This is a genomic window from Microbulbifer salipaludis (genome assembly GCF_017303155.1).
GTDB classification, from domain to species: Bacteria; Pseudomonadota; Gammaproteobacteria; order Pseudomonadales; family Cellvibrionaceae; genus Microbulbifer; species Microbulbifer salipaludis.
The window spans coordinates 1,298,030-1,324,010 of sequence record NZ_JAEKJR010000002.1 but is presented as its reverse complement, the minus strand read 5'-3'; the positions used below and the strand labels follow the sequence as shown (position 1 = coordinate 1,324,010).

Annotated in this window: 22 protein-coding genes; 14 read left to right on the top strand and 8 right to left on the bottom strand. The window is 59.1% G+C overall.

What is annotated here, in order from left to right; all coding sequences use genetic code 11:
* The first annotated feature begins 63 nt into the window (after nucleotides 1–63).
* The 5 genes from JF535_RS11260 to JF535_RS11240 all read left to right on the top strand — a co-directional run bounded on the left by JF535_RS11260 (nucleotide 64) and on the right by JF535_RS11240 (nucleotide 7,440).
* A complete protein-coding gene (locus JF535_RS11260; protein ID WP_207002129.1) occupies nucleotides 64–1,644 on the top strand; it encodes an NADH-quinone oxidoreductase subunit L in 1,581 nt (526 codons plus the stop codon).
* Nucleotides 1,644–4,061 (top strand): YbcC family protein, encoded by a 2,418-nt coding sequence (locus tag JF535_RS11255; protein ID WP_207002126.1) that lies wholly within the window; start codon nucleotides 1,644–1,646, stop codon nucleotides 4,059–4,061. The genes JF535_RS11260 and JF535_RS11255 overlap by 1 nt, the downstream gene beginning before the upstream one ends.
* A 257-nt stretch (nucleotides 4,062–4,318) precedes the next feature.
* Nucleotides 4,319–6,406 carry an extracellular catalytic domain type 1 short-chain-length polyhydroxyalkanoate depolymerase gene (locus JF535_RS11250; protein WP_242523800.1) on the top strand — a complete coding sequence of 696 codons (2,088 nt, stop codon included), beginning with the start codon at nucleotides 4,319–4,321 and terminating at the stop codon, nucleotides 6,404–6,406.
* Between the two features lie 154 nt (nucleotides 6,407–6,560).
* The gene (locus JF535_RS11245) at nucleotides 6,561–6,764 is read left to right on the top strand and encodes a hypothetical protein (RefSeq protein ID WP_207002123.1); all 204 of its coding nucleotides are present in this window, start codon (nucleotides 6,561–6,563) and stop codon (nucleotides 6,762–6,764) included.
* Between the two features lie 202 nt (nucleotides 6,765–6,966).
* Nucleotides 6,967–7,440 (top strand): DUF2269 family protein, encoded by a 474-nt coding sequence (locus tag JF535_RS11240; RefSeq protein ID WP_207002121.1) that lies wholly within the window; start codon nucleotides 6,967–6,969, stop codon nucleotides 7,438–7,440.
* A gap of 178 nt (nucleotides 7,441–7,618) precedes the next feature.
* Here JF535_RS11240 and JF535_RS11235 read toward each other — a convergent pair whose 3' ends face one another.
* On the bottom strand, nucleotides 7,619–8,128 hold the full coding sequence (locus tag JF535_RS11235) for a nuclear transport factor 2 family protein (protein ID WP_207002120.1): 510 nt from the start codon (nucleotides 8,126–8,128) through the stop codon (nucleotides 7,619–7,621).
* A 123-nt stretch (nucleotides 8,129–8,251) separates the two neighbouring features.
* On the opposite strand from JF535_RS11235, the gene JF535_RS11230 reads away from it, so the two are divergent.
* Nucleotides 8,252–8,638, top strand: coding sequence for a DUF6632 domain-containing protein (locus tag JF535_RS11230; RefSeq protein WP_207002118.1), 387 nt, complete (start codon nucleotides 8,252–8,254; stop codon nucleotides 8,636–8,638).
* Between the two features lie 28 nt (nucleotides 8,639–8,666).
* Here JF535_RS11230 and JF535_RS11225 read toward each other — a convergent pair whose 3' ends face one another.
* The gene (locus JF535_RS11225) at nucleotides 8,667–8,816 is read right to left on the bottom strand and encodes a hypothetical protein (RefSeq protein WP_207002116.1); all 150 of its coding nucleotides are present in this window, start codon (nucleotides 8,814–8,816) and stop codon (nucleotides 8,667–8,669) included.
* 200 nt (nucleotides 8,817–9,016) lie between these two features.
* Between JF535_RS11225 and trxC the strand changes: the two genes are divergently transcribed.
* Nucleotides 9,017–9,466 carry a thioredoxin TrxC gene (gene trxC, locus JF535_RS11220; RefSeq protein WP_207002114.1) on the top strand — a complete coding sequence of 150 codons (450 nt, stop codon included), beginning with the start codon at nucleotides 9,017–9,019 and terminating at the stop codon, nucleotides 9,464–9,466.
* A 15-nt stretch (nucleotides 9,467–9,481) separates the two neighbouring features.
* Here the strand turns inward: trxC and tmpT are convergent, their stop codons facing one another.
* Complete coding sequence (tmpT, locus tag JF535_RS11215) at nucleotides 9,482–10,129, bottom strand: thiopurine S-methyltransferase (protein WP_207002112.1); 648 nt, start codon at nucleotides 10,127–10,129, stop codon at nucleotides 9,482–9,484.
* 169 nt (nucleotides 10,130–10,298) lie between these two features.
* Between tmpT and hrpB the strand changes: the two genes are divergently transcribed.
* Nucleotides 10,299–12,857 (top strand): ATP-dependent helicase HrpB, encoded by a 2,559-nt coding sequence (gene hrpB / locus JF535_RS11210; RefSeq protein ID WP_207002110.1) that lies wholly within the window; start codon nucleotides 10,299–10,301, stop codon nucleotides 12,855–12,857.
* Between the two features lie 52 nt (nucleotides 12,858–12,909).
* On the opposite strand, the gene nfuA is transcribed toward hrpB, so the two are convergent.
* The gene (gene nfuA, locus JF535_RS11205; protein WP_066964704.1) at nucleotides 12,910–13,512 is read right to left on the bottom strand and encodes a Fe-S biogenesis protein NfuA; all 603 of its coding nucleotides are present in this window, start codon (nucleotides 13,510–13,512) and stop codon (nucleotides 12,910–12,912) included.
* A 114-nt stretch (nucleotides 13,513–13,626) separates the two neighbouring features.
* Nucleotides 13,627–14,304, bottom strand: a complete 678-nt coding sequence (locus JF535_RS11200; protein WP_207002108.1) for a type 1 glutamine amidotransferase domain-containing protein — start codon at nucleotides 14,302–14,304, stop codon at nucleotides 13,627–13,629.
* Nucleotides 14,305–14,626: 322 nt separating this feature from the next.
* On the opposite strand from JF535_RS11200, the gene metH reads away from it, so the two are divergent.
* Both metH and JF535_RS11190 read left to right on the top strand, forming a co-directional pair.
* Nucleotides 14,627–18,334 (top strand): methionine synthase, encoded by a 3,708-nt coding sequence (metH, locus tag JF535_RS11195; RefSeq protein WP_422880009.1) that lies wholly within the window; start codon nucleotides 14,627–14,629, stop codon nucleotides 18,332–18,334.
* A 114-nt stretch (nucleotides 18,335–18,448) separates the two neighbouring features.
* The gene (locus tag JF535_RS11190; protein ID WP_066967939.1) at nucleotides 18,449–18,661 is read left to right on the top strand and encodes a DUF2970 domain-containing protein; all 213 of its coding nucleotides are present in this window, start codon (nucleotides 18,449–18,451) and stop codon (nucleotides 18,659–18,661) included.
* A gap of 73 nt (nucleotides 18,662–18,734) precedes the next feature.
* On the opposite strand, the gene JF535_RS16880 is transcribed toward JF535_RS11190, so the two are convergent.
* Nucleotides 18,735–18,869, bottom strand: coding sequence for a hypothetical protein (locus tag JF535_RS16880; protein ID WP_277987243.1), 135 nt, complete (start codon nucleotides 18,867–18,869; stop codon nucleotides 18,735–18,737).
* Between the two features lie 293 nt (nucleotides 18,870–19,162).
* Here JF535_RS16880 and JF535_RS11185 point away from each other — a divergent pair, with 293 nt between their 5' ends.
* On the top strand, nucleotides 19,163–20,827 hold the full coding sequence (locus JF535_RS11185) for a nitrite/sulfite reductase (RefSeq protein ID WP_207002106.1): 1,665 nt from the start codon (nucleotides 19,163–19,165) through the stop codon (nucleotides 20,825–20,827).
* Nucleotides 20,811–21,380, top strand: coding sequence for a DUF934 domain-containing protein (locus JF535_RS11180; RefSeq protein ID WP_207002104.1), 570 nt, complete (start codon nucleotides 20,811–20,813; stop codon nucleotides 21,378–21,380). The genes JF535_RS11185 and JF535_RS11180 overlap by 17 nt, the downstream gene beginning before the upstream one ends.
* A gap of 264 nt (nucleotides 21,381–21,644) precedes the next feature.
* Here JF535_RS11180 and JF535_RS11175 read toward each other — a convergent pair whose 3' ends face one another.
* On the bottom strand, nucleotides 21,645–22,868 hold the full coding sequence (locus tag JF535_RS11175) for a CaiB/BaiF CoA transferase family protein (protein WP_207002101.1): 1,224 nt from the start codon (nucleotides 22,866–22,868) through the stop codon (nucleotides 21,645–21,647).
* Nucleotides 22,869–23,063: 195 nt separating this feature from the next.
* On the opposite strand from JF535_RS11175, the gene JF535_RS11170 reads away from it, so the two are divergent.
* On the top strand, nucleotides 23,064–23,399 hold the full coding sequence (locus JF535_RS11170; RefSeq protein WP_207002099.1) for an Mpo1-like protein: 336 nt from the start codon (nucleotides 23,064–23,066) through the stop codon (nucleotides 23,397–23,399).
* On the opposite strand, the gene JF535_RS11165 is transcribed toward JF535_RS11170, so the two are convergent.
* Nucleotides 23,396–24,781 (bottom strand): TyrR/PhhR family helix-turn-helix DNA-binding protein, encoded by a 1,386-nt coding sequence (locus JF535_RS11165; RefSeq protein WP_207002096.1) that lies wholly within the window; start codon nucleotides 24,779–24,781, stop codon nucleotides 23,396–23,398. The two genes, JF535_RS11170 and JF535_RS11165, sit on opposite strands and share 4 nt — an antisense overlap.
* Nucleotides 24,782–24,999: 218 nt before the next feature.
* On the opposite strand from JF535_RS11165, the gene phhA reads away from it, so the two are divergent.
* Complete coding sequence (phhA, locus tag JF535_RS11160) at nucleotides 25,000–25,800, top strand: phenylalanine 4-monooxygenase (protein ID WP_207002094.1); 801 nt, start codon at nucleotides 25,000–25,002, stop codon at nucleotides 25,798–25,800.
* Nucleotides 25,801–25,981 lie beyond the last annotated feature (181 nt).

Sequence of the window (25,981 nt, the reverse complement as noted above, 5' to 3'; positions counted from 1 at the left end):
TTTTCGATTTTATAGATTTTTCCAAAGGTGATCTACTTGCGCCCACTCACTCAGGGGGACGCCATGTCATCTTTGCCATTCACACTGTCACTTATCTCGCTACCACTGTTCTGGCTGGTTCTTGCCCGTTTTGGCAATAAAACATCCTTCGCAAAACGGAACTGGCTGTTGTCTCGGCTTTCCATCGTCGGATCGTTAACCCTGCTGGCACTGCTGCTGGCGATTTTCTGGGTGCAACCGCCGCTTACCGGAGAGCTCCTGTTCAAGCTCACACCCATCAACACGGCGGTAATCACGGTCGTGGTGTTGATTGGTGGCGTTATCGTGCGCTATTCGCGGAACTACATGACGGGTGAGGCATGTTACCCGGCATTTTTTCGCTGGATGAAGCTCACATTGGCCGCCGTGGTCGTCACGTTGATGGCCAATCATCTCGCCGTCTTCTGGCTGGGCTGGCTCTGCGTGAGTTTGTCGCTACACCGTTTACTGGTGCTCTACCCGGATCGACCGCGGGCGGTGCTGGGTGCGCACAAAAAGTTTTTCGTCGCGCGCCTGTCCGAAACGCTCATGCTCGCAGGATTTGCCCTGCTCTACTGGGTTTTCCAGACCCCCTACATTGACGATCTACTCGTTTCCCTCGCACAAATTGATACGCTGCCGCAGCAGCAGCGCCAGCTGGTTGAGGCCGCCGCAATCCTGCTGGCGAGCGCAGCCATCCTGAAGTGTGCGCAACTGCCTTTTCACGGCTGGCTGATCAACGTGGTGGAGGCGCCGACTCCGGTCAGCGCCCTGCTGCATGCTGGTGTGATCAACCTGGGGGGCTACCTGCTGCTGGCTTTTGCCCCGCTGATTGCCCTGTTCCCCAGCGCGCAGTGGCTGATCCTCGTTTGTGCCGGACTCAGCACAATTTTTGCCGCGCTCATCATGAGCACCCGGGTCAGCGTTAAAGTTCGGCTCGCCTGGTCTACATCGTCGCAGATGGGGCTCATGTTAATCGAGTGCGCACTGGGGCTTTACGCACTGGCGCTGGTCCACCTCGTCGCACACGCGCTGTACAAGGCCTTCGCCTTCCTGAACAGTGGCAGCGCCGTCAGCGAGCAGGTTGCCTCCAGCATTGCCGGGATGGAATTGCCACGGGGCAAGATGCTACTGGCGAGCGCACTAGTCACCGCACTCGGTGCCGGCGCGGCGATCTGGCTGATCGACTGGCAGTCCCCCATCGCCCCCTGGGTGCTCCTGACCCTGTCTCTGGTATCGCTGCTCGCAATCGGCACCGTGCAACCCTCTCGTTCCGCGCTCATGTCCGCAATCACGGTCACGCTGGGCCTCGCCGCCAGCTATGTCATTGCCAAGACCCTTGCAGGCACCTATCTGGTGGAAGAACTCCCCGCGCCCGTAGCCGGCCTGTCCGCAATGGATCTCTGGATCTCCGCCCTGTTTGTTCTGTTGTTCGCCGTATCCTGGCTGCTCAAACTGCAGGCCCACCGGTCATGGGTACAGAAACTCAAGCAAACACTGTTTGCGGGCTTATATCTTGATGAATGGTTTACCCGGGCAACCCTGAAGCTCTGGCCCGTCTACCTGCGTGAAAGCACACCAACCAATGCCGCGAAAGCCTCCGTCACTACTATCGGGAGCCGATAATGTCCGTTGTCAGTCTCATTTCTCGAACCTCTTCTACGAATCCGGTTGCACAGGCCGTCAAAAGTGCCTGTGCATCCGTGGCACCCAGCTGGCCCCTCGATCAGATGATCGCGGTCAATCCATACTGGCAACAGATACACGCGCCATTTAGCGAAACCTCGGCCAAACTTGCCGCCCTGTCGGGTATCCGCTCGGTGATGCCCCACACGCACTGGCTGACGCTCTACCGCAAAGGGGAGATCACCGATCAGGCACTGAAAGCGGTTATTCAGCGACGCAAACTGGCAATGTCGCCAGCGCAATGTGTGGCACTCCTGGAGGACCCGCCTGCGCGGCCGGCGCAGTGGCAAACACTGGCCGCGCTGTTCGATCAGCACCGCGACGAATCCCAAATGTGCTGGCGTGACGAGCTGCTGTATCAAGCCAGCCAGTTCTGCGCGGCCTATTTTCAGTCCGACAGTCCGGTTGAGCGCGTCGAGAATGCCAGTGCAGGCGAAGCGCTGTTTCGCAGCTGGCGGCTGGCAATTAATCGCGATGCCGGTATCGGCATTCTCATGGGTACGCGGAGCCTGAAACCCATCTTGCAGGCTCTCCCCGACTCCATGGAAGCGTTGATCGAGCAGGCCACGGACGCGCTGGGCATCGAGGCCGACAATGCGGAGTGCTATTTCCAGTCTCTGCTATTTGGCATCAACGGCTGGGCGTCTTATCTCGCGTACCGATCCTGGCATCAGGCGACCGATGAAATGCAGGGGCTGCTGGCGATCACGCTGGCGTGGGAATGGATCATCTGGCAGTACGCGGAAAAGCATCAACCGGACATCGCCGCGCAAGTGCGCTTGCGGTGGCAAACCGAGCGCCTGCAGCTCGAGCAAAAAATCCAGCAACATTACGACCATGAAACCCTGCTGTGGATTTGCTTCGAGGCATTTGAATACAAGCAGCAACAGCGCATGCAATCCCTGCTGCTGCAAGGCAAGACCACCCCGGTCACTTCAGAGGTGGAGGTGCAGGCGCTGTTTTGTATCGATGTGCGTTCGGAAGTTGTCCGCCGGGCACTGGAGTCACAGAGCCCGACCATCCAGACTCTGGGCTATGCGGGCTTCTTCGGCATGCCCATCCATTACCAGCCTGAGCACACAAGCGTCCAGCGGCCACAAATGCCAGGCCTGATTACCACGGGTATTACTGTCAGCGAACGTCAAACGTCGCCGACCCGCATCCGCCCCTACCAGCAGGGCGCGGCGTGGAAAAGCTGGAGCCAGTCCCCTATTGGCGGTTTCTCCATGGTGGAGTCCGCCGGCTGGTGGTATGCCTTCAAGATGCTGAAAAACATGTGGCTACCCTCCCCCTCGGAACAGCCCATGAATCGCCTTAGCCACCACCACGACTGGGTACTGAACGAGAATGGCAACCCGCTCGACCTCGACCACTGCACGGCGCTGGCCGCCGGCGCTTTGCGCACCATCGGCATCAAACACTTTGCGCCGACGGTACTGTTGATCGGGCACACCAGTGAAACGGCCAACAATCTGCACGCAGCCGGGCTGGAATGTGGGGCCTGTGGCGGCCAGTCCGGTGAAGTGAATGTGCGGGTATTGGCCACACTGTTGAACCGCGAGGACATCCGCGTACAGCTGAATGATCAGGGCTTCAATATTCCCGCCAACACACGCTTCATTCCTGGATTGCACAACACCACTACCGACGATGTGACCTGCTTTGACGACACACTGCCGGGCAAACTCCAGCACTGGCTGACCAGTGCCCGCAGCGCGGCGCAAAGCGAGCGTGCGCGACACTTTCCCGGGGGCCTTGCGCTGGAGTCCGATAAAAAACGCAACCGCCTGTTCAAGCGTCGCGGCAGAGACTGGTCGCAGGTTCAGCCCGAATGGGGTTTGGCCGGCAACCGCGCGCTGATCATGGCACCGCGCGCGTGGACACGGGGTATCGACCTGGATGGGCGCTGCTTCCTGCACGACTACATCTGGCAACAAGATGATGAGCGCAAGGTGCTGGAGCAGCTGATGACGGCGCCGATGATCGTCACCAACTGGATCAATATGCAATACAACGCCTCGGTGACCGACAACACCAAGTTTGGTAGTGGCAATAAAGTCCTGCACAACGCCGTAGGCAACAACATTGGTGTATTTGAAGGAAACAGCGGAGACCTGCGCATCGGGCTTTCCAAACAGTCTCTGCATAACGGCGAACAGTGGATGCACATCCCGGAGCGGTTGAGTGTCTACATCGCTGCGCCACGCCAGGCCATTGCCGAGGTGGTCGCCAAACATGACATGCTGAGAAACCTGATCGACAACGACTGGCTGTACCTGTTCAGCTGGAAACAACACGGCACCATTGATCGCTACTACCAAGGTGCCTGGCATCAGTCTGCAGGGCATTGCATGTAAAACCTTACAGCCCCTCCGCGACCGGATCGCCCTGTAACCACTCTACGACCTTGGTCTAGTGGCCATCGCGAAATGGTCGCCTAAGCTGGGTGAGCAAACGTCTTCTGCGCGATTTGCTCACTCACGCTCGCGTATATCGTTTGTGCAGTCAGAACATAATTCCAATAAAGAAGGTACTAGCGATGAATCATAAACGAGCGTCCAATGCGGGCGTCCTTAGCCTAATTGTTTTTTTATTTTGCGCGCTATCCGCTGCCATGAGCAGCGCAGGCAGCTGGCAACAAAACCAGTCTATCGGCGGCTTTAATGCGGTGCACGTATATACGCCGGACTCGGTCTCCGGGATTGGCAACGGCCGGGCGCTGCTGATTGTGCTGCACGGATGCTCGCAGCCGATCAACAACTTTCTCACCGCGAATCTGGAAGTGGCGGCGGAGCAGTACGGTATGGTGATCGCCGTACCGGACGCCATGAACAAGGCCGGATTTAGCTGCTGGTCGTACTGGCAGGGTACCAAGTCGCGCTCGTCGGGCGATTACAAAAACCTGATTTCACTGGCCAACGCCATGAGTGGCGATTCAGCCCGCAATATCGATCCGGACCAGGTGTATATCGCCGGCCTGTCTTCCGGTGCCGCCTTTGCCAATACCACCGCCTGCCTGGCGCCGGATGTGTTTGCCGGTATGGGGATCAGCGCGGGACCGAGCATCGGCACCTCCTCCAATGGCGCCCTGGGCCCCTGCGAGCAGGCAGACGTCACCGCACGCTGTAACAGCTACGCGGGTAGCTATAAAAGTCACTTTGCTACGCAAATCGCCTCCATCGCCCACGGCGATGCGGACACCACGGTCAACCAGTGCTACAACCAGCAGAACTCCGACGGCATGGCCGGGGTGTACGGGGTCGAAAAATTATCCGGTACCAATACCGTGAGTGAGGGCAGCAGCCGGACCGCGGAGGAAACCCTGTGGAAAGACGGACGGGTTTCCATGCTGTGGCTGAACGATGTGGATCATGCCTGGTCGGGCGGCGAAGGTGCCTCCGGTGGTTACATTTCACCGAACAGCATCAACTACGCCGCCTACCTTGGCCAGTACTTCAGCGCCAACAACCAGCGGGTAGACCGCAATACCGGCCCTGTCATCGAAAACCTGGCGACCAGCGACAACAACGGCCTGCTCACCATCAGTGGCAATGCACTGGATGCAGAGGGTAGCGTGGCAAGTGTCGTCATCACCGTCAGCAATATCGACGGTGGCTCCCCGGTGCTGGTCGAAACACTGAGTGTCCCGTCCGTGGATGCTGCGGGCTTCTTCACCGCAACCAGTTCCACACTGGCGGACGGGCTCTACGAAGTACGCGCCGTTGCCACCGACAATGAAGGCGCAGAGGGTGATGCGGTGAGCATTACCTCCCGCATAGGCCCGGAACCCCCGGCAACAGCACCGGTACTCAGCGACACAGCTGCCAGTGTTAGCGGGCAGTGCGCCACGGTCACCGGCACCGTGGTAGACGCAAACCAGAACCTGGACACCGTGGTGGTCGCATTTGCCAGCGGTAGCGTCAACGCCAGCATCTCTGGCAACAGTTACTCGGCCGAGGGCTGCAACCTCCCCGGGGGCGAAAACACGGCCACCGTAACCGCCACTGACACCACCCCACTCTCCAGTCAGGACAGCGTGAGTTTCACCATCGATGCAGGCCAGACCGGTGACTACAACTTCCACATCAGTGCCGGCCATATCACCTGGGGCGTGGGTTACTCGGCCTGCTACCTGGCATTTGGCACCAGCCCGTTCACCATGCGCGAGTATCCTTCCGGCAGCGACTGCCAGTGGATTGCCGATGGCGACAGCAGTTGCGCCGGCCCGGTGCAAGCCTGCTCTACTGGCGGCGGCGAGCCGACGACCGACACCGATGGAGATGGTGTGGAAGACACACTGGACAACTGCCCCAACACCGCCAACGCCGATCAGGCAGACAACGACAACGATGGTATCGGTAATGCCTGTGACAGCACCCCGGACGGCGAGCCAGTGGATACGGATGGCGACGGCGTAACCGATGCCGTGGACAACTGCCCCGCTATCGCCAATGCGGACCAGCTGGATAACGACAATGACGGTATCGGCAACGCCTGCGACAGCACCCCGGACGGCGATGTAGCGTGCACCGAATACACCGCCAACAACTACAACCACGTACAGGCAGGCCGTGCCACCACCGACGGCAGTTACGCCTACGCGGTCGGCTCCGGTGACAACCTGGGTCTGTACAATCTGTTTGTGACCAGCACACTTGCGGAAACGGCTGCGGGTTACTATGTGCAGGGTAACTGCCCCTAGCTCTATCCCTGATTGAGGTGCAGTAAAACCCAATCGGCCGTAAACTATTGGCCCGCCCAGCTCTCGCCCCATGCGATTGCCGGGCGGGCACAACACAAGTGACGGAACGTCAGAAAAGCCTGCTTCGCACTGCTACTGCCGATAAGGACATCCAATGCTTCAATTTCTGCTCTGGCTGCTGCTCTTTGTGCTCTGCTGGCCACTCGCGTTACTCGCACTTCTAATCTGGCCATTCGTGTGGCTTATTTCGCTCCCCTTCCGGCTTATCGGTATTACCTTCGAGGCCCTTTTTGCCTTCTTGCGCGCAGTGCTGATGCTGCCCGCGCGCGTACTGGGCCACAAGCCAGTTTCGGAGTAACATCAAATAGCGAAGCCTTGCTCCGCAATAGAAGTTTGCTCGCCCGGTGTATTTGAGTTGATCTAATACAATTAACATCACGCGTGAGTACCCCGTGCTTCAAGACAGTTGACCACCGCGCCCTGCCTGGAACTCGAATCGTTGTACCATCTGCACAGAGAAGCTCGCCCTCCGGTACTCTGCATAAGCTGGAAAGATAAAATTGGAAAATTATTTTTTGCTGAAAATGGTACATATTCTCAGTGCTGTAGTCATCGCGGGGACAGGCACCGGGATTGCCTTTTTCATGTATATGGCAAACCGCTCCTCAAACATTGCTGCAATTGCAGTTACGGCGCGGCATGTTGTAATAGCTGACTGGTTATTTACCGCACCGGCTGTGATCATCCAATTTGTGACCGGCGTATTACTGATGCACAAACTTGGATACTCATTTTCATCCACGTGGTTTTATGCGGTTATTACGTTGTTTTTGTTTGTTGGCATCTGCTGGCTTCCGGTGCTCAAGATTCAATATACGCTGAAGTCACTTGCAGAGACATCACTGGCCTCTGGCAAGCTACATCAAGACTTCAAGAAGTTAATGCAGTATTGGGTTGTATTGGGCGTACCGGCATTCACCGCAATTTTGGTTATTTTTTGGCTGATGGTGTTCAAGCCGCTTCCGGTTGTTTAGATTTCCCCATGCCCTCCCACCACCAACTGCCGCAAGACTTAGTCTCAGTTTTCTCTGTAAGCCCGGCCAAGCCGAATCAGGATTCGCCGCAGGAATACTGAAGCGAACCCCCTGTTGCCTCCAGGTTATCGGGCACAGGTCTGGCGCATTATTAATGCATATTGCGATTCCGGGCTTTCTACCCATCTTTCGATTGATGTGCCTTGATCATTTGGGTAATCGATTTGGCGAGATCATTGGGTACCGGAAAATGTAAATTGTACTGGGCTATCTTCCACTGCCCGTCCTTTTTCACCAGGACACCACTCCCACGGCACTCTCCGTAGGCTTCACTATCGAGCAGCTCGTCAAACCAGGCAACGTCGTTGTGCAGCACAATGGTTCTGTCCCTGGGCACATAGGTCCAGCCCTTGCCCTGACTGAAATAGGGCCGGACAAATTTCTTGAATTCGGCTGCGGGCCAGCGCTCTGTCGCATCGGTACCGATAAATACACCGTCGCTACTCAAGATATTGAAGTAGGTATCAAAGTCCGCTTCCGCAGCAGCCCGGTGAAATGCATCCAGTTGCGCCCCAACTACCTTCTCTGCCTGCTCGACGGCTGAACCCGAGCTGGCCCACACTGCCTGGGCGAAAACCGCCCAGCACAATACCCAAGCCTTCAGCCACCATGCTGCTTTGCTTGTCATAAAAAACCCTCTCACTAATTAATCACCGCATATGTCGTGTCTTCGTCGCCATATTTAATACTTAGTCAGGTCATCAATGCTATACCGAGGACGACATCAACGGTGCTGCGTGAGGACCCTGCCGTGAACGATGCACAGAAACTCCAGTACCTGAAAGTGGCCCTTGTCGCCTTCGGGATCTTTTTTATCTTCGGGATCTACGCCATGATGATGTGGGTGTGGCCGTCCGGCTGGGGCTGGACACCGCGCCAACCGGAATACGAGCAGATGATTATGGGGATGTATGCGACCCTCGGTGTATTTTTAATCCGCGCAGCAAAAGACCCCATGGCCAATGCCAGCCTTATCTGGTTTACGGTATGGTCGAGTATTGTTCACGGCGGGATTATGCTGGTGCAGGCGATTGTCGACGAAACTGAACGGGCCAACCTGCTCGGTGATGTCCCCGCCCTGTTCCTGGTGGCGGCGGTGCTCTGGTGCCTGATGCCGCGTTCCGCTCGGCACGCATGATGTAAAGTCGCTCAACAGCGCTTTTTCGTTAGCTACCGATGAGCACCAGCAGTACCAGCAGAGCCAGGAACCAAAGCAGGAGCCAGATACTGCGCCGGTACCAGTTACACCGGGCTGCCTCGCGCGAGCGATGGCGAATGGCACTCGCGTAGAGGTCTGCATTCAGCACTGACGCCACGGCAGGGCCCACACCCGACAGCCCGGCCAGCGGTAGCGCGCCTCGATAGACCGTGGCTACAGGTACTGACAGAGATTACACACCGTTGTTGAATATTATTTTGTTACTCCCGCTGCTACTTTGAAACCTATGTATCTAAAATGCCTGGTCAGAACAATAAGTGCCGGTTTCTAAATTGTGAGTTGCTTCCTGAGATCAAAATGACAAATTCCAATCCGATACAAATCCTGTGTCCCGCCTGTGCAGCCGTTAACCGGGTTCCAGGGCACCGGCTGGGGGATGGGCCCCGGTGTGGAAAATGCCGCGAGCCCCTGATTACCGGCCAGCCGATCAACGGTACAGACCGCAACTTCCAGCGCATGATCCAAAAAAGCGACCTGCCTGTGGTGGTGGATTTCTGGGCGAGCTGGTGCGGCCCCTGCCAGCAATTTGCCCCCGTGTTCAGCCAGGTAGCCGCGGAACTGGCCACACAGGCGATGTTTGTAAAACTGGACACTGAGGCCAACCAGCAGACGGCATCCAGCTACCAGATTCGCTCCATCCCGACGCTGATGCTGTTTCATCGCGGCCGGGAAGTCGCCCGCCTTTCCGGCGCGCTGCCGCGATCACAGTTTGTGCAGTGGTTGCAGCAGAACCTTCCTTCAAACTGAGCCTGCGGTGCTCAATCAGGCAGCAGAGGGCGTACCGAGCAGCCACACCAGCTCGTCCGCCGCACACTTCCCTTTCAACCCGCCCGGAACAGGCACGCGATCCAGCAGGGTCAACCTGTATTGACCTTGATAGTGCTGCGCCACCTCGTCACTACTGACACAGAACGGTGGTCCGGGCAAAAGGCGCTGATCGTATTCGAAGGTAATCAGCAGCTGCGGCACGCAACCGGTGATGTTCTGTAAATGCGCGGTGTATCGCCTGCGCACATCTTCGGGCAGTGCGACCAGCGCGGCGCGGTCGTAGATGGCGGCCACAGTTCCCAGCACCTCCCGGGTCAACTCGAACACATCCCCCACGAAAATATCAATGCCTTCTGTGCGGTAGAGTTTCACTGGCCCCAGGTCCTCGACCTCCGGCTCGAGCGCCAGATTCGCGAACAGTTGTTGCACCGCCAGCTCGCTGAGCTCAACACCGGCAACCTGAAACCCCTGCTGTCCCAGCCAGGGAATATCCAGCGTTTTGCCACACAGCGGCAGAAATATGCGCGAATTCTTCTCCAGCACCAACGCGCCAAAATGCTGAACCAGTAGCGGGTGTGGCTCGCTATTGTGGAAGCCAATCTCGTTGCGACGCCACTTGTCGTGCCAGAACTCAGGTTCCATGTGTTTTCCTTCTGACTATTTGTACTTTCACTGGGCCATTATGGAGATTGCCCAGCGAATATCATCAGAGACACACGCCCCCTTGGCAAGGCTGCACCCGGGCTTTGCTGCCCTCTCTCACCGGTCGCTCCCCTGTCTGTTATTGGCGCGCATCGCTATAATCCCCGCCATGCCAGATTTCACCCTCCCCCCTCTTCCCATCACCCCAACCCTGCCCGAACTGTGCGATGCATTGCAGCAGGGTAACAACGTGGTACTGCAGGCACCGCCGGGTGCCGGTAAAACCACGACGGTGCCGCTGGCGCTGCTCGATAGCCCCTGGTTGGGAAAGCGCAACATCATCATGCTGGAACCACGCCGCCTTGCTGCCCGTTCAGCGGCCGCGCGTATGGCCGACCTGCTGGGGGAGCCGGTAGGAAAAACCGTGGGTTACCAGATCCGGGCCGAGCGCAAGTCGAGCGCGCAAACCCGCATTCTTGTGGTGACCGAGGGCATCCTGACCCGCCTGCTGCAGTCAGATCCGGAGCTCGCCGCAACCGCCCTGGTGATCTTTGATGAGTTCCATGAGCGCAACCTGCAGGGGGATCTCGCACTGGCGTTGTGCCTGCAGTCGCAGGAGGTGTTACGAGACGATCTGAAGCTGCTCGTCATGTCAGCGACACTGGATGCGGACACCGTCGCCACCCTGCTGGGCGATGCCCCCGTCGTCACCAGCGAGGGCCGCGCCTTTCCGGTGGAAGTGGACTATCTACCCCACCGGGAGGTGCCGGAAGACACTCGCCAGCTCACGGCACTGGTCAGCCGCAAAATTGAAGCATTAATGACGAACGAGGAAGGCAGCCTACTGGCGTTTTTGCCGGGTGTGCGCGAGATACGCGCGGTGGAAACCAGCTTGCGGGAACGACTTGGCGGCCGCACCGATATCGTCATTGCGCCACTTTATGGCGACCTCAACAAGCAGCAACAGGAAGCCGCCATCGCACCCTGTGCCCATGGCAGGCGCAAAGTCGTGCTCGCCACCAACGTGGCCGAAACCTCTATCACCATTGAGGGTATTCGGCTGGTGGTAGACGCTGGCCTGATGCGCGAGTCCCGGTTTGATCCGAATAGCGGAATGAATCGTCTGGTCACCACGCAGATCTCCCAGGCATCCGCCACTCAACGCACCGGACGCGCCGGACGCCTCAGCCCGGGGCGCTGCCTGCGTTTGTGGAGTGAGGCCACACAGCGAGGTATGGCCGCGAAAAACACGCCGGAAATTCTTCTGAGTGATTTGGCGCCCGTGATGCTGGATTTGGCCCAGTGGGGTGTGACCGAAGTCGATGAACTGCGCTGGCTGGACCTTCCGCCTCCTGGGCCGACGGCGCAGGCGCGGGCGCTGTTACAGTCGCTGGGCGCCCTGGATAGGGAAAACCGTATCACGGACCACGGGCACGCCATGCTGCGCCTGGGCTGTCACCCGCGGCTGGCGCACATGATGCTGCTGGGCAACCGCCTTGGTCTGGCGGAGCAGGCCTGCAGGCTGGCTGCCCTGCTTTCCGAACGGGATATTTTCCGCGGTGACCTGCGCTGGGACAGAGATCTCCACAAGCGTCTGGAAGCCCTCGGCGGAAGCCACAAGGGCAGCGGCGTTGATCAGGGTGCGGTACACCGTATTCGCCAGCAGGCCAAAATCTGGCGGGCCCAGCTGCCGCAGATCGACAGCCCCCGGCCGCAGACACCAGACCCGTTCGACATCACCGGGGTACTGCTGGGGTACGCCTATCCCGACCGTATCGGAAAAAATCGCCACGACCGCGAGCGGCGCTTCCTGCTGTCCAACGGTCGCGGTGCGCATTTCTCCCACGACGACGAACTGGCCCATGTCGATTACCTGGTTGTCGCCGACCTCGATGGCCAGGGGCGCGATGCCCGTATCCAGCTGGCCGCGCGCATCTCCAGGGATGCACTGTACGAATACTTCGACCAACAGATCGCTCGGCAAACCACCGTGCGCTGGGATGATGCTGCCGGTCGCGCGGTCGCCAGCCAGCAGACTCTGCTCGGCAAGCTGGTGCTGGACGAGCAACCGGCCAGGGATCTTTCCCCCCAGTTGCTCAGCCAGGCCCTGCTCGACGCCATCCGCCAGCGAGGATTGCGCACCCTGCCGTGGACCCGGGAAGCGGAAACCCTGATCGAGCGGGTGCGCTTTCTGGCTGCGCACAAAACGGAATTTGCCGACCTGCTCGATGACGTCATGCTACCGGACTGGAGCGAGGACGCGCTGCTGGCATCGATGGAGGCATGGTTGCTGCCACACCTGCACGGCCTGAACAAACTCGAGCAACTCAGGCAGCTGGATCTCAAAAGCCTGTTGCTCACCCAGCTCGACTGGCCCACACAGCAACGGCTGGATGCCCTGGCCCCTGCAACGATTCAGGTGCCCAGCGGCTCACGCATTGCCATCCACTACAACGAGTGCCCCCCGGTGCTCGCCGTGCGCCTGCAGGAGATGTTCGGCCTCGCCCAGACCCCCAGCATACTGAATGGCCGCTACCCGCTGATGATCCACCTGCTGTCACCGGCGCGACGCCCGGTGCAGGTCACTCGCGATCTGGCCAGTTTCTGGGCAAACACCTACCACGAGGTGAAAAAAGAATTGCGCATCAAATACCAGAAGCATTTTTGGCCCGACGACCCGGCGACGGCACAGGCCACCAGCAAGACCAAGAAGCGCATGAATGATTGAATCGCAGGCATAAAAAAACGCGGCATTGCCGCGTTTTCTGCACCAGCCCACCTCAGTAGTAGGCTTGAGACTTATCCGAGTGGTCGGTAATGTCTTTGACTCCAGCCAGTTCCGGAATCTTTTCTTTCAGGGTTTTCTCCACACCCTCTTTCAGGGTCATGTCCACCATGCCGCAGCCCTGGCAGCCACCGCCAAACTTCAGCACCGCATAGTGATCCTCGGTGACTTCCACCAGGCTCACCTGGCCACCGTGGGACGCAAGGCCGGGATTAACATCGCTGTACAGGACGTAGTTGATGCGGTCTTCAATCGGGCTGTCATCGGTGACCTTGGGCATCCGCGAATTGGGCGCACGGATAGTGAGCTGGCCGCCCATTTTGTCTGAGGAGTAATCCACCCGCGCTTCGTCCAGATACGGGATACTGCGGCCTTCAAAGTAGGCTTTGAAGCCGTTCAGCTGCATCTCCAGATCACCCTCTTTCTCCTCGCCGGGACGGCTGTAGGCGATACAGGTTTCCGCATTCGGCGTCCCCGGGTTGGAGACGAACATGCGGATGGCGATGCCCTCGCAGTCCTGCTTGGCCAGCAGGTCGCGCAGGTACTCCTGGGCGGAGTCGGTGATTGTGACGTTCAATTCTTGCGGTTGTTCTGACATAAACCTTCTCTGATTTACCGGGCGATCGTACCGGGTTGGCGCAACCGGGCTGCAAATAACCTAGTTGTGTGGTCGGGTATTTTACGCGCAACCGCGCCCAAGTAAAACCGGCAGTCAGGACAAGGCGCCCAGCAGTGCCCGGGCCGTCGCTTCGGATGAGGCCGGATTCTGGCCGGTGATCAATAAACCGTCGGTGCAAACATGGCTCTGCCAGTCGTCCCCCTTGGAGTATTTGCCGCCGCGCTCCTTGAGCATATCTTCCACCAGAAACGGCACCACGTCGGTCAGTTGCACCGCCTCCTCCTCACTGTTGCTGAAGCCAGTGACCTGGCGGCCCTGCACCAGTGGCTCCCCGTTTTCATCCACGGTGTGGCGGAAAACCCCCGGCGCGTGACACACCGCCGCGACCGGTTTCTCGGACCGATAGAACCCGTGGATAAGGGCGATAGACCGCTGATCTTCGGCCAGATCCCACAGCGGGCCGTGGCCCCCGGGGTAAAACAGCGCGTCGAACCCTTCAGTGTCCACATCATCCAGTGTCTTGGTGTTGGCGAGGGCCTGCTGTGCAAGAGGGTCGCTGCGAAAGCGGTGTGTCGCCGGCGTCTGCGCATCGTCGCTGTCACTTTTGGGGTCCAGGGGCGGCTGGCCACCCTTGGGCGATGCCAGGGTCACTTCTGCACCGGCGTCCACGAATACGTAATACGGGGCGGCAAACTCTTCCAGCCAGAAGCCGGTTTTCTCGCCCGTATCCCCCAGTTCGTCGTGGGATGTCAGTACCATCAGGATCTTCATCGGACCTCCTTAACATTGGTCAGCAATAGCTCGGTCATATGGCAACGCCATAACTCTAGGCTCCACACTGGTGATCGGTTAGGCAAATTTCCACCCCGCGCGGGCGAATGCCGGTAGAACGATTGGTTACATGGATATGCGCACACGATCTTTCCGGTGCCCTGCCGTACCCCGCAGAGGGCCTGCCGTGGCGCCTGTTTGTGCTAAGATTGCCGACCTTTTTTGATCACCCGGTACCATTTAGTCGGGATCAGTCCGGCCAGTCCGGACCAGTCGGAACTATTCAGTCGGTAACATGCCAGTCGGTAACAAGGAAATGACCATGTCGGAAAATCGGTCTCAGCAGTCTCGTGACCAGCGTCTGCAACAGCTTCACGACGCGCTCGCCGAGCGTATTGTGATTCTCGACGGCGGCATGGGCACCATGATTCAACAGGAGAAGCTGGGGGAAGCGGATTACCGGGGCGCGCGCTTTGCCGACTACCCCTCCGACCTCAAGGGCAACAATGACCTGCTGGTGCTGACCCAACCGGAGCTGATCGAACGCCTGCACCGGGAGTACCTGGAAGCCGGCGCCGACATCATCGAAACCAATACCTTCAATGCCACCCGCCTGTCCCAGTCAGACTACGACCTGGAAGACCTGGTGCCGGAGCTGAATCTGGTTGCCGCACAGGTGGCCCGGCGCGCGGCCGACGCCCTGTCCACACCGGAAAAGCCCCGCTTTGTCGCCGGGGTTTTGGGCCCAACATCCCGCACCGCGAGTATCTCGCCGGACGTGAATGACCCGGGCGCACGCAACGTCACCTTCGAGCAGCTGGTGGACAACTATGTCGAATCCGCCAATGCCCTGATCGACGGCGGTTCCGACCTGATCCTGATTGAGACCATTTTCGATACGCTGAACGCCAAGGCGGCGATTTATGCGCTGAAAAAGGTATTCCAGGCGCGCGGCTACGAGCTGCCGATCATGATTTCCGGCACCATTACCGATGCCTCCGGCCGCACCCTGTCGGGCCAGACCACGGAAGCGTTTTACTATTCCGTCGCGCACGCCAACCCCATCTCTGTCGGCCTCAACTGCGCCCTGGGTGCAACCGAGCTGCGCCCTTACGTGGAAGCACTTTCCAGCGTGTGCAGCTCCCACGTCTCGGCACACCCTAATGCGGGCCTGCCAAACGAGTTTGGCGAATACGATGAAACCCCGCAGCAGACCGCCGCCATCGTGGCGGAGTTTGCCCAGAGTGGCTTCCTCAACATCCTCGGTGGCTGCTGTGGTACCACCCCGGAACATATCCGCGCGATCGCCGATGCGGTGGCCGATATCCCGCCACGCAAGTTGCCGGAACTGAAACCCGCCCTGCGTCTGTCCGGCCTCGAGCCCTACGTAGTGGATGAACATGCCCTGTTCGTGAATGTGGGCGAGCGCTGCAATGTCACCGGTTCTGCGCGCTTCAAGCGCCTGATCATGGAAGAGGACTACGACACCGCGCTGCAGGTAGCCGCTGCCCAGGTAGAAGACGGTGCCCAGGTCATCGACTTCAACATGGACGAGGCGATGCTGGATTCCGTCGCCGCCATGCGCCGCTTTCTCAACCTCTGCGCCACCGAGCCAGACATTTCAAAAGTGCCTTTCATGGTGGACTCCTCCAAGTGGGAGGTGATCGAGGCGGGCCTGCAGTGCATCCAGGGCAAGCCCATCGTGAATTCCATCAGCCTCAAGGAAGGCGAAGAGGATTTTGTTGATAAGGCGCGCTCCTGCCTGATGTATGGCGCGGCGGTTGTGGTGATGGCCTTTGACGAAAAGGGTCAGGCGGACACCTTCGCGCGCAAGACGGAAATCTGTAAACGCAGTTACGATATCCTTGTCGACAAGGTCGGTTTCAACCCCTCCGATATCATTTTTGACCCGAATATTTTCGCGGTTGCCACCGGCATCGAAGAACACAACAACTACGCGGTGGACTTTATCGAGGCCACCCAGTGGATTCGTCAGAACCTGCCAGGGGCGAATGTCTCCGGTGGTGTTTCCAACGTTTCTTTCTCGTTCCGCGGCAACAACCCGGTGCGCGAGGCCATTCACTCGGTTTTCCTGTACTACGCCATCAAGGCGGGGTTGAACATGGGGATCGTCAACGCGGGCCAGCTCGCGGTTTACGATGACCTGCCGGAAGAACTGCGGGAGAAAGTCGAGGACGTCATCCTCAACCGCAGCGACGACGCCACCGAAGCGCTGCTGGATATTGCCGAGAAATACCGCGGTGATGGCGCCGCTGCCGAGCGCAAGGAAGACCTGGCCTGGCGCCAGCTGCCCATCCGGGAGCGCCTGGCACACTCGCTGGTGAAGGGCATCAACAACTACATCGAGCAGGATACCGAGGAGGCCCGTGCAGCGTCGAAACGTCCGCTGGATGTCATCGAAGGCCCGTTGATGGACGGTATGAATATCGTCGGCGACCTGTTTGGCGAAGGCAAAATGTTCCTGCCGCAGGTGGTGAAGTCCGCGCGCGTGATGAAACAGGCCGTGGCTTACCTGCAGCCGTATATCGAGGCGGAGAAAACCGTCGACAGCAAACCGAACGGCCGCATCCTGATGGCTACGGTAAAAGGCGATGTCCACGACATCGGCAAGAACATTGTCGGCGTGGTACTGGCGTGTAACAACTTTGAGGTGATCGACCTCGGCGTGATGGTGCCGGCGGAAACCATTCTGCAGGCAGCGAAAGACAACGACTGCGATATCATCGGCCTTTCCGGCCTGATCACCCCCTCCCTGGATGAAATGGTGCATGTCGCTGCAGAAATGGAGCGACAAGGTTTTGATATCCCGCTGATGATCGGCGGCGCCACCACCTCCAAGGCACACACCGCGGTCAAAATTGATCCGCAGTTCAACCGCAACCAGACCGTGTACGTCGCCGATGCCTCGCGCGCAGTGGGCGTGGCGAGCAATCTGCTGTCAGACGAGCTGCGCCCCGCCTTCGTAAAAGGCATTCAGGAAGAGTACGAAAAGGTGCGGGTGCGCACCGCCAATCGCAAGCGCAATGACCCCCGCCTCAGCTATGAACAGGCCCTGCAGGCCGGGCCAAAACTGGACTGGGAACAATTCCAGCCCAAAGTGCCGAATCATCCGGGCCTGACGGTTCTGGACGACTTCCCGCTGGAAAAGCTCGTCGACACCATCGACTGGACGCCCTTCTTCATCTCCTGGGATCTCGCGGGTAAATACCCGGCCATTCTCAATGATGAAGTCGTGGGCGAAGCGGCCACCGACCTGTTCAAGAATGCCCAGGCCATGCTCGCGGACATCATCGACAACAAGCGCCTGACCGCGCGGGCGGTATTGGGACTGTGGCCGGCCAATTCCGACGGCGACGACATCATCGTGTACAGCGACGAAAGCCGCAGCGAAGAACTGGCGCGCTTGCACCAGATGCGCCAGCAAATACAAAAACGCGGTGGTGACGGTTACTGCCGCTCTCTTGCGGACTTTATCGCCCCGGTGGGCTCCGGTGTGGCGGACTATATCGGTGGTTTTGCGGTAACCACCGGTATCGGCGCGGACGAACTGGCGGCGGAGTATGAAGCAAAGCACGATGACTACAGTGCGATCATGGTCAAGGCGCTCGCCGATCGCCTCGCGGAGTCATTTGCGGAGCACCTGCACAGAGAAGTCCGCAAAGACTACTGGGGCTATCAGCCGGACGAGACCCTGAGCAACGAAGACCTGATCAAAGAGGCCTACACCGGCATTCGGCCGGCACCCGGCTACCCTGCCTGCCCCGATCACACCGAAAAGGCCACGCTGTTCAAGCTGCTCAATGCCGAACAGAATGCGGGTATCCAACTGACCTCCAGTTTTGCCATGATGCCGGCCGCGGCGGTAAGTGGCTGGTATTTCGCGCACCCGGAGTCGAAGTACTTTAATGTAGGCAAAATCAGCCGCGATCAGCTCGCCAGCCTGGCCGAGCGCAAGGGAATGACGGAGCAGGCACTGGAGCGCTGGTTGCGCCCCAACCTGGAAGACTGATCCCCGGCCCTTGCTCCACCTGACAAACGCACCTTGCGGCCAAACCCCGAATCGGGTTCACTCAATGTCCAAGGTGTGCGTTTGCAGTGCAGGCTTCTCGAGGAGAATTTGGTCATGCGACAAGACAACGGGCAAAAACCGTCGTTCGGGCAGGTGGTATTGAGTACTCTCGCCGCAGCAATCGGCGTTCAGTCAGACAAAAACCGCGAGAGGGATTTCAAAGGTGGCAGCATCAAGGCGTACGTGGCCGCTGGGCTGATTTTCACCGCCCTGTTTGTGCTCACCCTGGTGCTGGTGGTGAAGATGGTGTTGAGCAATATGGGATAGTGCCCGGCTTCCGCAAGAACCCGGGCAAACGCACTTTCGACAACCCTCTCCGCTTTGGCCCGGAGGCCAGTCTTTAGCCCTGAGAGGCTACCCAGTAAATGCAGGTGGCAACGAAAATGCCCACCAAGGCAACCGCCGCAATGGCGTCCACTACGTTATCGCTATCATCGGATACAACTACTACTTCTCGTGCCACTTGATCGTTCATCGGAATACTCCGTCACTCAAGAAATCATTATTGTTTTTTAAGGTAGCAGCACCGCGTGCAACGCGGTTTCTCAAGTAGATCAAATCCCCGCAGGCGGCGCAACCAGTGTACTGCGCGCCGCTACCGCCTCGACCTGCCTCTTATAACCTCCGGTTACTAAGGTAGCGAAAAAAATTGTTATTTTTTGTATAAGGCGGCTGGTATGTTATGCGCCACTCAGGCTCACAGGTAGGGTCCGCAATACCCTACGGGCGCCGGGCACAGGCGTAAAAAAGTAATGGAATCAAGCTCTTATGTATCGATACGACGAACAGGACCACGCGTTGGTCCGGCAACGGGTGGCCCAGTTTCGCGGGCAGACCGAACGTTATCTCGCCGGTGAGCTGAAAGAAGAAGAATTTTTGCCGCTGCGCCTGCAGAACGGCCTGTATGTACAGCGGTTGGCGCCGATGCTGCGTATTGCCGTGCCTTATGGCCTGATGAACAGCGCGCAGCTGCGCCGCCTGGCCCATATAACCCGCAAGTACGACAAGGGCTATGCCCATTTCACCACCCGTCAGAACGTACAGCTGAACTGGCCGAACCTGGAAGATGTACCGGACATCCTCGCCGAACTGGCCGAGGTTGAGATGCACGCGGTACAAACCAGCGGCAACTGTATCCGCAACACCACCACCGACCAGTTTGCCGGCGTTGCCCGGGATGAGTTGGTAGATCCACGCCCCTACTGCGAACTGATCCGCCAGTGGTCCACCTTCCACCCGGAATTTGCCTTCCTGCCACGGAAATTCAAAATCGCAGTCTGCGGCGCCAATGAAGACCGCGCCGCCATCCGCGCGCACGATATTGGCCTTCAGATCGTGAAAAACGCGCAGGGAGAGACCGGTTTTCAGGTGTTTGTCGGTGGTGGCCTCGGCCGCACACCCATCCTCGGCGCTGCGATTCGCGACTTCCTGCCCGAGACCGACCTGCTGTCCTATCTGGAAGCCATCGTGCGTGTCTACAACCAGCTGGGCCGTCGCGACAACAAGTTCAAGGCGCGCATCAAGATCCTGGTAAAAGCGATGGGGTCGGAAGCCTTCGCTCGCCACGTTGAAGCCGAGTGGGAACAGATAAAGGACGGTGCCGACCAACTGACGCCAGAAGCCATTACGTGGGCCAAGCGGTTCTTCCCCGAACCCGCATACAAGTCGTTTACCGATGGCCACGGTGACGCGGTGCTGCGCGACCAGGCTGGTGAAGACAAAGCCTTCGCCCGCTGGCTGGAGCGCAATACCTTCCCCCACCGGGTAAATGGCTATCAGTCCGTGACCCTGAGCACCAAGCCCACCGGTATTCCACCCGGTGACGTAACCGACCGCCAGCTGGAGGCCATCGCTGAGCTGGCCGATAAATACAGCTTTGGCGAAGTTCGTGTCACCCACGAACAGAACGTGGTGCTCGCCGACGTGGAGCAGGAACAACTGTTCGCACTGTGGCAGGAGGCCCGCAAGCATGGCTTCGCCACCCCGAACATTGGGACCCTCACCGATATGATCTGCTGCCCCGGCGGCGATTACTGCTCACTGGCCAACGCCAAATCCATTCCGGTGGCGGAGGCAATCCAGCGCAAGTTTGACGACCTGGATTACCTCTATGACTTGGGGGACCTGGATCTGAACATCTCCGGGTGCATGAACGCCTGTGGCCATCACCACATCGGCCATATCGGCATCCTCGGTGTGGACAAAAAAGGCGAAGAGTTTTACCAGATCCAGCTGGGCGGTAATTCGACCAAGAAAGCCAGCCTTGGCAAAGTCCTGGGCCCCAGCTTCTCCCGCGACGAAATGCCTGAAACCATCGAAAAAATTCTCGATGTGTTTGTCGAGAATCGTCAGCCGGAAGAGTTTTTCATCGACACCTACAACCGTATTGGGCTGCAGCCATTCAAGGAGCGCGTGTATGCCAAAGCCAGCTGAGCCCGCCGTGAAAAAGCCCGTGGGAGAACAACCGGAAAACCCTGCCCAGCTGATCCTGGATGGTGCCGTGGCATCCAACCAATGGAACCTGCTGCCACTGGGCGGTGAAGCACAGATCACCGCCGACAGCCTGGCACCCGGTAAGGTGATTCTGCCGCTCAGCCTGTGGCTCGAGTTGCGCGAACAACTGCACGATCGTCGTGAGGAAATTGGGGTCTGGCTGGACAGCGACGAGACCGCGGACCTGCTCGGTGACGACGCCAAGGCGCTGCCACTGATCGCGGCACACTTCCCCGCGTTCACAGACGGCCGCGGCTTCACCTTGGGCCGCCTGTTGCGCGAGCGCTACGGATACACGGGTGAACTGCGGGCAGTGGGCAACTTCATTCGCGACCAGCTCACTTACCTGACCCGCTGCGGCTTCAATGCCTTTGCCTACCAGGGCGATGAACCGCTCGAAAACCTGCTGGGCTCCATGCGCGACTTCAACGACAGCTATCAGGCGGCAGTGGATCAGCCTCTGCCAATATTCCGCCGCCGTGCGCTGGACTGATCTGGCGCTCGCTGAGGGAAGCTGCCAGCGCACAACGAGAGCGAGCTTGGTAACGGGCCTGTAATTGCTCGCCTATGCGACGAAAGACCAGCTGCAGATTTTTTGGCAAACGTCGTTTCTGAGCAGGTTCCATCCCCTCATCCTCAAAGCCCTGTATTGATACTAGGCATTGATACTAGCGTAGTCACCGTATTCTTCGTGGCGTGCTGCGTGTGTTTCTACACAATTGACGCCGAATTCACTTCCGGGCCCACTCACCGCCGATTACACCACGCCGTCACTGTGCAGAGCGGCGATCTCATCATCGTCGAGGCAAAGCTGTTGCGACAGAACTTCGTCGGTGTGCTGCCCCAGGGTCGGCGGTGCCTGGGAGTAATCCAGCGGCGACGCGGAAAAGCCCAGCGGGTTGCGCACAGTCTTCACCTTGCCCGCAGCGGGATGATCCTGCTCCAACACCATGCCACGCGCCTGCACCTGAGGGTCGGCAAACACCTGCTCAAGCGTATTGATTGGGCCACAGGGCACATGTGCGGCGCTCAGTTTCTCCAGCCACCACGACGACGCCCGCTCGCGGGTTGCACGCTCGATCACCGGTATCAGCTGGTCGCGGGCCTGCACCCGGGCACTGTTGGTGGCGTAGGCCGGATCGGTGGCCAGCGCGGACAAGCCGGCGATTTCGCAAAACTTTTTAAACTGACTGTCATTGCCCACGGCAAGCATGAAGTAGCCATCGCTGGCGGGCACCGCCTGGTACGGCACGATATTCGGGTGCGCCGTGCCCTGGCGCTCAGGGCTCTTGCCGGAGGTGAGGAAGTTTTGTGCCTGATTGGCGAGCCAGGCCACCTGGGTATCCAGCAGCGCGAGGTCGATCTGCTGCCCTTCGCCCGTTCGGTCCCGGTGAATCACGGCCGCCAGTACGCCGGCCACCGCGTACATGCCCGTCATCAGGTCCGCCACCGCCACGCCCACTTTCTGTGGCCCGGCCCCGGGCTGCCCTTCTGGCACCCCGGTGAGGCTCATCAAGCCCCCCATGCCCTGAATCATGGCATCGTACCCCGCACGCTGTGCGTAGGGCCCGGTCTGCCCGAATCCGGTAATGGAGCAGTAAATGATGCCCGGGTGAATGGCCTTGATGGATGCGTAATCGAGGCCGTACTTTTCCAAACCACCCACTTTGTAATTTTCCAGCACGATGTCGCACTGTTTGACCAGCTCCCTGAGCAACGCCTGGCCACGCGGGTGAGTGATATCCACGGTAATGGACTTCTTGCCGCGGTTGGCGCTCAGATAGTAGGCCGCATCGGCAGTGTCCTGCCCTGCTGCATCCTGCAGGTACGGAGGCCCCCACTGTCGGGTATCGTCGCCCTTGCCCGGCCGCTCCACCTTGATAACTTCGGCACCGAAGTCCGCCAAAACCTGGCTGGCCCAAGGGCCCGCCAGAATCCGGCTGAGATCAAGAACTTTGAGGTGAGCGAGTGGGCCGGCCATAGATTTACCCTGGAATTAAAACGTGATCACAATTTTGAAGGCGTGAACATTAACAGATTTGGAATCGATTGGTCTAAATCCCGCACCGCCATACACTGGGGAACAAGGCTGTCCTGAGTAAACCAGTGCTGGCCCACCGGACCCCGTAAAATCACGGCAATCAAACAATAAGACGACCGAAAAGAGATTCGCGCAATGGCTGGAACCCCTGTCAACCAAGACAAACCCGCACCCCGCTTTAACTCGTTCAGGGAGTTTTATCCCTACTACCTGAGCGAGCACCGCAACCTGACCTGTCGCCGGCTGCATTTTGTGGGTACCGCACTGGTCATCGGCCTGTTCATCGCCGCGCTGGCCACACAAAACTGGAAGCTGCTCGCTGCGCTGCCGGTCGCCGGTTACGGATTTGCCTGGGCGGGGCACTTCTTTTTCGAGCACAACCGCCCGGCCACCTTCAAGAACCCGCTCTACTCCCTGTGGGGGGACTTCGTCATGTTCAAGGACATTCTGCTGGGCAACATCCAGCGTTAATCGCCCGACGCTTCAGGCACCAGGCCGTACTTGCGCAACTTGTTGGCAATCGCAGTATGAGAGATACCCAGCCGCCCAGCCAGGTCCCGGGTGGAGTGGCTGCCGCCACTGTGTGAGGCGAGCTGCTCCTGCAGAATCGAACGCTCCACCTTTTCCATCTGCTGCTTCAGTGTCAGCCCTCGCCCCCACTCCTGCCAGGGCAAGATTTCGCGCGCGTTAACGCTCGGCAAATCAGCCAGCTCCACCACCGGTGCACCGCGCGCCGCAGTGTGGGCTGCGGCCGCCATCAGGCAGTCGCTCAAGCCTGACAGGTTTGTCGGCCAATCGCGCAGCATCAGTGCCTCCCTGGCGCTGGCGGAAAGCTCGGCAGCGGTGTTTTCAAGCAATTTTTCCGCAAATCCGCCCAGCGCCGGACGCATGGCCCGAAGCGGCGGCAAATAAACACACTGCGGCTCCAGTAGCTGCTGCAGAGGGACTGCCAGAGTTTCAAGCGCATGCGCAGACAGCACCAGCCGAGCGCGGATAGAACCTTTTAACAGCGCCTCCGCCAGTGCCTGCTGCACGCGCATCGCAACGGTATCCGCGTCGTCCAGCAACACCATGGTGTCACTGAACAGGCCCTTCACTTCCGCCAGCTGTGGTTCGCCAAAGACCGCGCCGGAGAACACGCGCACCTGTCCCTGCTCCGCCAGCGGGCTGAGGTAGTAAGCCGCCCGCATGAACGTGGATTTGCCGGTTCCTCGCTCACCGCAGATCAACAGCGGCTCCCGCAGTGGCGCCATCTGCTGCAGGCGCAAACAGCTCTCGCGGCGCTTGTCGAGGTCCCACAGTACCTGCGGCAATGGCACCGCTAGTTCCTGCGCCCCTTCACGCGGCTGCAGAGTAAGCACCGCACCGGCCAGAGACGCCACCGCACCGGGCGCTTCCGCCAGCGCAATCGGCGACCAATCCAGTGTGAACGCCTGGCCGCGCACGGTGACGGGAAAGCCGTAGCGTGGCGCCGTAATCCCGCGCAGCAGCTCCGCCAACTGCAACCTGGGTAAAAACCGCTGTAGCGACATACCGGCAACCTGGCTATGACTGATGCCGAAGGCGCGCGCGGCCGCCTGGTTGGCCGCCACGATGCGCCCCTCACGATCCACCGACAGAACCGGGTCCTTTACATGGCGCAGCAGGGTATCCAGCTCAAAATGACGCCGCTCCGAGGGAATCAGCTCGATGCGCCGCACCTGGCGCACACCGCGTACCCGGTGCAGGGACTTTTCAATGGACTGGTACTGGGCTACCAGCAGACCCGGCGCCGACAGGTAGACCTTGTCTCCACTGTCACCACCAATTTCACCAGACCGGACATTCACCCGATAATCGGAGAATATTGACATTATTTCTTGCAATATACCCACGCGATCGGAACAGGTTATTTCGATTCTCATGGCCCAACTGTAAACATTAGTTTACAAAAAGTGTAGTCCGCGCACCGGCTTTAGCGCATTTTCAACACCCCCTCCCCTGCCCTCGCGGTCATCGGCTGTCTAAGAATAGAGAGACGATAACAACAGACGCAGCGGCAACCGACCGCGCGCACACTCAGGAGATCAGCATGAGCAGTGGCAAAAAACCCAGCAAGTACGTTGCCCGGGAGCCAGACGCCAACGGCTTCATCGAGTACACGGCACTGGAGCACGACACCTGGCGGCAATTGATCGAGCGCCAGTTGGCCGTGATTCCCGGCCGTGCGTGTGACGAGTACCTGCACGGGCTGGATCTGCTTGACCTGCCCCACGACCGCATTCCCCAGCTGGCCGAGGTCAGCGACGTGCTGCGCCGCGAGACCGGCTGGGAATGCGCTCGAGTGCCCGCCCTGATCGGATTCGAAACCTTCTTCCGCCTGCTGTCCGAACGCAAGTTTCCGGTGGCCACCTTTATTCGCACCCCGGAAGAATTCGACTACCTGCAGGAACCGGATATTTTCCACGAGATCTTTGGCCACTGCGCCATGCTCACCAACCCGGCGTTTGCGAATTTCACGCAGAAATACGGCGAACTGGGCCTCAATGCCTCCCCCAAGGAGCGCGCGTACCTGGCGCGACTGTACTGGTTCACGGTGGAATTCGGCCTGATGAAGACCGACGACGGCCTGCGCATCTACGGCGGCGGCATCCTGTCATCGCCCAAGGAAACCCTGTACGCACTGAGCAACGCCCCCGCGCGCGCCGACTTTGAAGTGGTCGATGCTCTGCGCACCCCTTACCGCATCGACATCGTGCAACCCATCTACTATGTGCTGGACAGCCTGGAAACCCTGCAGCAGCTCACTGAGATCGACCTGATGGCGCGGGTGCGCGAAGCGATGGCTGCAGGACTCTTCGAGCCGTTGTTCCCACCCAAGGAAGCCGCATAACGCTTCAGCACAATTTTCCAACAAATTCCTGTTGTTTGGCCGGGCATTGCCCGGCTTTTTTGTATTTCCCGCCGGCGGCTCCGCACGCTGAGAAAAATTCCACTACTGACACCCCGGAACTGAGATTATCGTTATCGGCAAGACAAGGGGCACAGCAAAGGGTTCTTCTGCAGGTAACTGA